General features: G+C 37.2%; 4 protein-coding genes. All 4 read left to right on the top strand.

Translation table 11 applies throughout. From position 1 onward, the window contains the following. Nucleotides 1-1071, top strand: a 1071-nt coding sequence (locus AC6F8J_RS14720) for a fasciclin domain-containing protein (protein WP_500724382.1), incomplete at its 5' end; no start/stop codon positions are given. A 201-nt stretch (nucleotides 1072-1272) separates the two neighbouring features. Continuing rightward, a complete protein-coding gene (gene zupT, locus AC6F8J_RS14715) occupies nucleotides 1273-2130 on the top strand; it encodes a zinc transporter ZupT (protein ID WP_275840944.1) in 858 nt (285 codons plus the stop codon). A gap of 61 nt (nucleotides 2131-2191) precedes the next feature. Continuing rightward, complete coding sequence (locus tag AC6F8J_RS14710; RefSeq protein WP_500724381.1) at nucleotides 2192-3358, top strand: exonuclease SbcCD subunit D C-terminal domain-containing protein; 1167 nt, start codon at nucleotides 2192-2194, stop codon at nucleotides 3356-3358. Beyond that, nucleotides 3358-6392, top strand: a 3035-nt coding sequence (locus AC6F8J_RS14705; RefSeq protein WP_500724380.1) for an AAA family ATPase, incomplete at its 3' end; no start/stop codon positions are given. The genes AC6F8J_RS14710 and AC6F8J_RS14705, both read left to right, overlap by 1 nt.

The following is a 6392-nucleotide window of genomic DNA, read 5'->3' as shown; positions in this document are numbered from 1 at the left end:
AAAATAGCAAGTTTATTAATGGCACTCATGATGGTTTTTAGTTACACACCAGTAATGGCAGCTGAGGGCGATATCGTCGATGTGGCTGTCAATAATGGTTCATTTACAACCCTGGTTGCAGCACTCACAGAGGCAGAACTTGTAGGTGCCCTACAAGGCGAAGGTCCATTTACAGTTTTTGCGCCAACAGATGCGGCTTTTGAAAAATTACTTAATGGATTAGGTATTACAGCAGGCGATTTACTTGCACATCCTGATTTGAGTAAAATACTTTTATATCATGTGGTAAGTGGTCAAGTACTTAGTTCAGATTTGAGTGACGGCATGATGGCTCCAACTTTAAACGGCAATAATATTACTATAGATTTAAAAGACGGTGTGAAGATTAATGATGCAAATGTTGTAGCAGCAGATGTTTCAGCTACCAATGGTGTTATTCATGTTATTGATACAGTACTTATTCCAGCTGATTTTGTTTTAAGTCAACCTGAACCAGCAGAAGTGACAGCCCCTGCAGCAAATCCTAGTATCGTTGAAATAGCACTAGGTAACGACGACTTCAGTATGCTGGTAGCATTGTTGCAAAAAGCCGGACTCGTTGAAGCATTGATGGCAGATGGTCCTTTTACAGTATTTGCACCAACCAATGCAGCTTTTGAATCATTACTGTCTCAATTAGGTATTTCAGCAGAAGCATTAATGGCACAGCCAGATTTAAGTAAAGTTCTTCTCTACCATGTCATAAGTGGACAAGTGCTTAGTACCGATTTGACTGAAGGGCTTAGGGCAGGGACTTTAAATGGCAATGATGTTGTAGCTTCATTAAGTGATGGTATTAAGATTAATACTTCAAATGTTATTGCGGCAGATATCATGGCCAGCAACGGCGTGGTACATGTTATTGATCAAGTATTAGTGCCTTCAGATTTCACCCTTTCAGAGGTAAATCAGGAAGCAACAGAGGTTCCCAAAACAGGAGAAACCAATATTTTAGGTCTAAGTCTTTTAGGTGTTTCATTTGTCATAGGATCATATGCGTGGGCTAGAAGAAGTAAAAAATCCAAAGCCTAGGTTTATAGCCCTAGTTAATAGTAAACAACATGTAACTTGACCTTTTAGCCATAGCATTATAAGAAAACCATCTTACGCAAGATTTGGACGTAAGATGGTTTTTGCTATGGAAAATTATTGAAACACACATTGTCACTTTTATAAGAAAAGTGTTATAATCATAGCAGACATAAATATTTTGCTTTATTTGGAGGACAATATATGGATTATTCGTGGCAAACGGTTATGTTTGCATTTGCCTTAACCTTATTTGCAGGTTTATCGACAGGCATAGGAAGTGTACTTGCTTTTTATACAAAACAGACCAATAAAAAGTTTCTTTCATTAGCTTTAGGCTTCTCAGCAGGTGTTATGATTTATGTATCATTCATAGAGATATTTCCAAAAGCAAATGAATCATTATCCGAAGTGGTCGGCGAAACTGGCGGACTATGGCTGACAACAATTGCATTTTTTGGCGGAATCGCTTTGATTGCTCTTATTGATAAGTTGGTGCCAAGTTATGAGAACCCTCATGAGGTACATGATTTATCAGAAATAGAAGCCTTAGATGATTTAGTTGAAAAAGAAGGCTATAAACCACCTAAGATTAAAGTGAAAGAAGATAAGAATCTATTGCGTATGGGACTTTTTTCTGCTCTGGCCATTGCGATTCATAACTTTCCGGAAGGCATGGCTACATTTTTTGCAGCTCTTGAAAATCCTACATTAGGTATCAGTATTGCTATAGCGATTGCTATTCATAATATACCTGAAGGGATTGCCGTATCAGTACCTATATATTTTGCTACAGGTGATAAGAAAAAGGCATTTAAATTATCTTTTTTGTCAGGTCTTTCAGAACCGGTAGGTGCAATTGTCGGTTATTTCTTATTGCTTAGGATATCTAGTGATTTAATGTTTGGCATTATTTTTGCAGGTGTTGCCGGAATTATGGTCTATATATCCTTAGATGAGCTTTTGCCAACAGCTGAAAAGTATGGAGAACATCATATAGCCATTTATGGATTAATTGGTGGCATGGCAGTTATGGCACTAAGTTTAGTCATGCTTGCCTAAAACTTAACTCGGAGCGGATTACGCCCTCCGAGTTTTCTTGTATTTGTTAAGGGGAGATGAGATGAAGATATTACATACAGGGGATTGGCATATTGGTAAGTTGGTCCATGGTATTCATATGACAGAAGATCAAAGATACCTGCTTGACCAATTAATGGATCTGATAAAACAAGAAAAACCGGATGTTATGATTATTGCCGGTGATATATATGATCGTTCAATACCACCAGTTGAAGCGGTAGAACTTCTAGACAGCTTTTTTTCTGAAGCTGTTTTGACACATGAGTTGAAGATTATTGCCATTGCAGGTAACCACGACAGCTCTGATCGCTTGGGATTTGCCAGTCGATTGCTAACAGATCAGGGGCTTCATATTCATGGAAACATAGAAAAAGATATGAAGCCAATCCTCATAGAAGATGCAAGTGGGCCGGTTTATTTTTATCCGATTCCTTATGTAGAGCCAGCAATTGTGCGAGCAATATATAATGACGATGACATCAAAGATCATGATACAGCCATGAAAAAGATAATCTTAGATATTCATGCCAATAAACCTAGTACCGGTCGACATATATGCATTGCTCATGGCTTTATTATGGGCAGTATGGAACCTGAAACAAGTGAATCTGAAAGACCCTTATCCATAGGTGGCTCTGAGCATGTGGATGTTCATTATTTTGAGGGCTTTGATTATGTGGCATTAGGCCATTTGCATAAACCACAGAAGGTCAAATATGAACACATACGTTATGCAGGTTCTTTGCTCAAATACTCTTTTTCAGAGGCCAATCAGAAAAAATCTGTTACCATGGTAGATATGGATGCTAAGGGCAGTTTAGATATAAGGCAAATCAGTTTAAAGCCCTTAAAAGACATGAGAATTATTAAAGGTAAGCTTGGAAAACTAATGGACCCTAAAATATATGCAGATACAAATACAGAGGACTACATAATGGCAGTATTAACAGATCGAGGGGCGCTTATGGATGCTATTGGAACACTTAGATCCATATACCCTAATATCTTAAAACTAGAAAGAGAAGTCTTTGAAAGAGAAGCTGGTTTGATGCAAACATCGGCAGGTCAAGCGTTTGCGAAGAAAAGCATATTGGCCTTGTTCGGGGAGTTCTATGAAAATGTCTCTGCAGAGGCATTCACAGAAGAAAAGCAAGATGTGATTGCATGCATAATGGACGCCCTAAAACAAGAGGGGAGGGCGTTATAATGCGACCCATCAAACTAACGATGACCGCTTTCGGTCCATATAAGCACAAGGAAATAATTGATTTTGGTGAGTTAGGACATAAGAAATTATTTTTGATTACTGGGCCGACAGGTTCGGGCAAGACCACAATTTTTGATGCTATAAGTTTTGCTGTGTATGGTGAATGTAGTGGTCATATGCGTACAGCAGAAAGTCTGAGAAGTCAGTTTTCAGAGAGGGATCTATTAACAGAAGTTGAACTTGAGTTCGAACTTAGAGGTAGAAAATACCACATCCATCGTATACCTAAGCAAGATAAGCCCAAAAAAAGAGGTGAAGGGACAACGGAACAAAAACCGGAAGCTGTTCTGACCATTTTTGATCAAGAACCAAAAACCATTATTGTGGGTGTTATATCGGTTAATGAAAAAATAGAATCTCTACTGGGTATCAATGCAGAACAATTCAGACAAATCATGATGATTCCACAAGGAGAGTTTCAAAAACTATTAACATCGACTAGTGAAGAAAGGGAAAGTGTCCTAAGGCAACTCTTTGATACAAGTATGTATAGTTTGTTTCAAAACCGCCTTGAAACAAAATCAAACATGTTAATGAATAGCATTAAGAGAGATAAAGAAATCAGAGACCATGATATCACTAACATAGATTGGGCCAATCATGAAGATTTAGGCAAGATGATACAGGCAAATGATAAGCCGATTGAAGAGATTCTTAAACGCGTAGAAGAGATGAATACTAAGGATCGATTAGAGTTAGACCACTTAGAAGAAGAAATAAGTATGCAAAGTCAAGCTCTTGAAAATGAGATTGAAAGACGTGAAAAGGCTAAAGAAATTAACAAAAAGATAGAAGAAAGAAAGAGGATTCAAGAAGTTCTTGATGAAGAAAAAACAAAAATACCAGTAATAGTAGCTTTAAAAGAGCAGGTTAAGCAAGCTATGGAAGTTCAAGCCCTTGAGCCTTTGGAAGAGAATATTAATACTATAAAAGAGGATCTGGCGAACAAGAGAGATGTCTATAAAAAATCAGATCACAAAATAAGAACCCTTCAATTACAGTTAGATGCTGCTTTTAAACTTTATGAAGAAGAAACTTCTAGTAGAAGAAAAGATGAACGACGTAGTCAGTCTGAGGTGTTGATGCGGCTGAAATCATACGAAGATAAGGTGAAAAGTCTTAAGACCTTAGAAGACAAGGTTAAGGCGTCAGAAGTTGCATTAAAGCGTTTGGAGGCGCAGGTGCAAAAGCACAAAGATTTCTTATCTTTGACCCACAAAGAGGTCGATCACCTTAGTCTGGAAAAGGAAAAAGTAGATAAAGCAAGGCTTGAAATAATAGAAAAAAGAGCAGAACTGGAAAAGATAAAAAAAGAAAAAAGTGAGCTTAAAAAAATCATTGAGCTTCAAAGCGAGATTCAAAAGGAAAAAGAACAATATGAAAAAGAAAAAAGTGAGCGGGGTATCCTGAGTCATACCTTGTTAGGTTTTGAAAAAAACTATGACAATAACTATCAAGAATTTCTACAAAATATGGCAGCCAGATTTGCCAGAGAGTTAGAAGATGGACAACCATGTCCGGTATGTGGAGCTAAGGAACATTTGGAGTTAGCCACTTTTAGTGGAAAAGAAGTAACAGAAGAAGCTATCAAGGCTCAGAGAGAAGAAGTAAAAGTTTGTCAGGAGCGTTTGAATGTAATAATCAACAAAATGAGTGTCTTAGAAGAACGCCTAAGTAAAACCAAGTCTACTTATCACGAAAGTATTCAAAGCTTATCCGAAAATATGTTTGTACAAATTCAAGGGATGTGCCTTGAGGATGAGAAAAACTATTTTTATGCAGAGTTAAAGTTACGTGAAGATGCACTTGTAAGTAAACAGATGGAAATGGCATCCATAGAAAGATTGGTAGAAAAGTCAGTTACGATAGCTGAGGATATCAAAAAGAAAAAGTTAGCAATCCAGCAAACAGAAATTCTTAAAGAGCAAGTGGACATAGAGATTCTTAAGATGAGCAGTCAAAGGATCGAGAAGCAGTCTAATCTTAAATATATATATGATGAGGTGCCTAAAGACTTAAGAAATCTAAAGACCTTAATGGAAGCCATAGAAGAACAAGAGAAACTTGTCCAAAAAATGGAAAATCAATTAGAGACAGCAAAGAATAATTATGATCAATTGAAAGAAGAAAGGTTGACCATCGAAACAAAGAAGCAGCAATATAATATAGACATCGTTTTTTTAACACAGCGCTTAAAGGAGGAAGAAGGCACTTTTTTTCTTAAGCTTCGACAAAAAGGATTTGAAAAGATTGAAGACTATTTCAAGGCGAAAATGCCTCAAGAAGACATAGAAAATCACACAATAACAATTGAGAATCATGCAAAGCGGCTTCATAGTCTTTCAGAAAGCCTTGAGATGTTGAAGCTTCAAACGAAAGATCTGCAGGCAACAGACATGGCAAGCTTTGAAAAAACTATAGAGACATTACGCCAAAATACCAAAGTTATTGTGAACCGGAAGGGTGTCATTACCGGTAGAATCAAAAATAACACTATGATGCTAGAACATATAAAAGATCTAAATCAAAAGATAAGAAATGAGGAAGAAGAACATCAGGTTTTAGGTCATTTATCCAATATAGCTAGAGGTAATAATACTTATCGAATTACATTTGAGCGTTATGTTTTGGCGGCATTTCTTGAAGATATTATTGTGGCAGCAAACCAACGCTTGACTCAGATGACGGATGGTAGATATCTCTTATCTAGAACACAAGAACTGCAAAGACGAAATGCAAAAGGTGGTCTAGAGTTAGAAGTCTATGATCATTATACAGGTATGAACCGGCATGTAAAAACTTTATCCGGTGGTGAAGGTTTTATGGCATCTCTTTCCATGGCGCTTGGTTTGGCCGATGTGGTTCAATCCTATGCCGGTGGTGTACAACTTGATACCATGTTTATTGATGAAGGATTTGGAACACTGGATCAAGAATCCTTAGATAGTGCGATTAACTGTTTGGTGGATTTACA

Source organism: Petrocella sp., from assembly GCF_059865615.1.
This window is presented reverse-complemented; position numbering and strand designations above follow the sequence as displayed.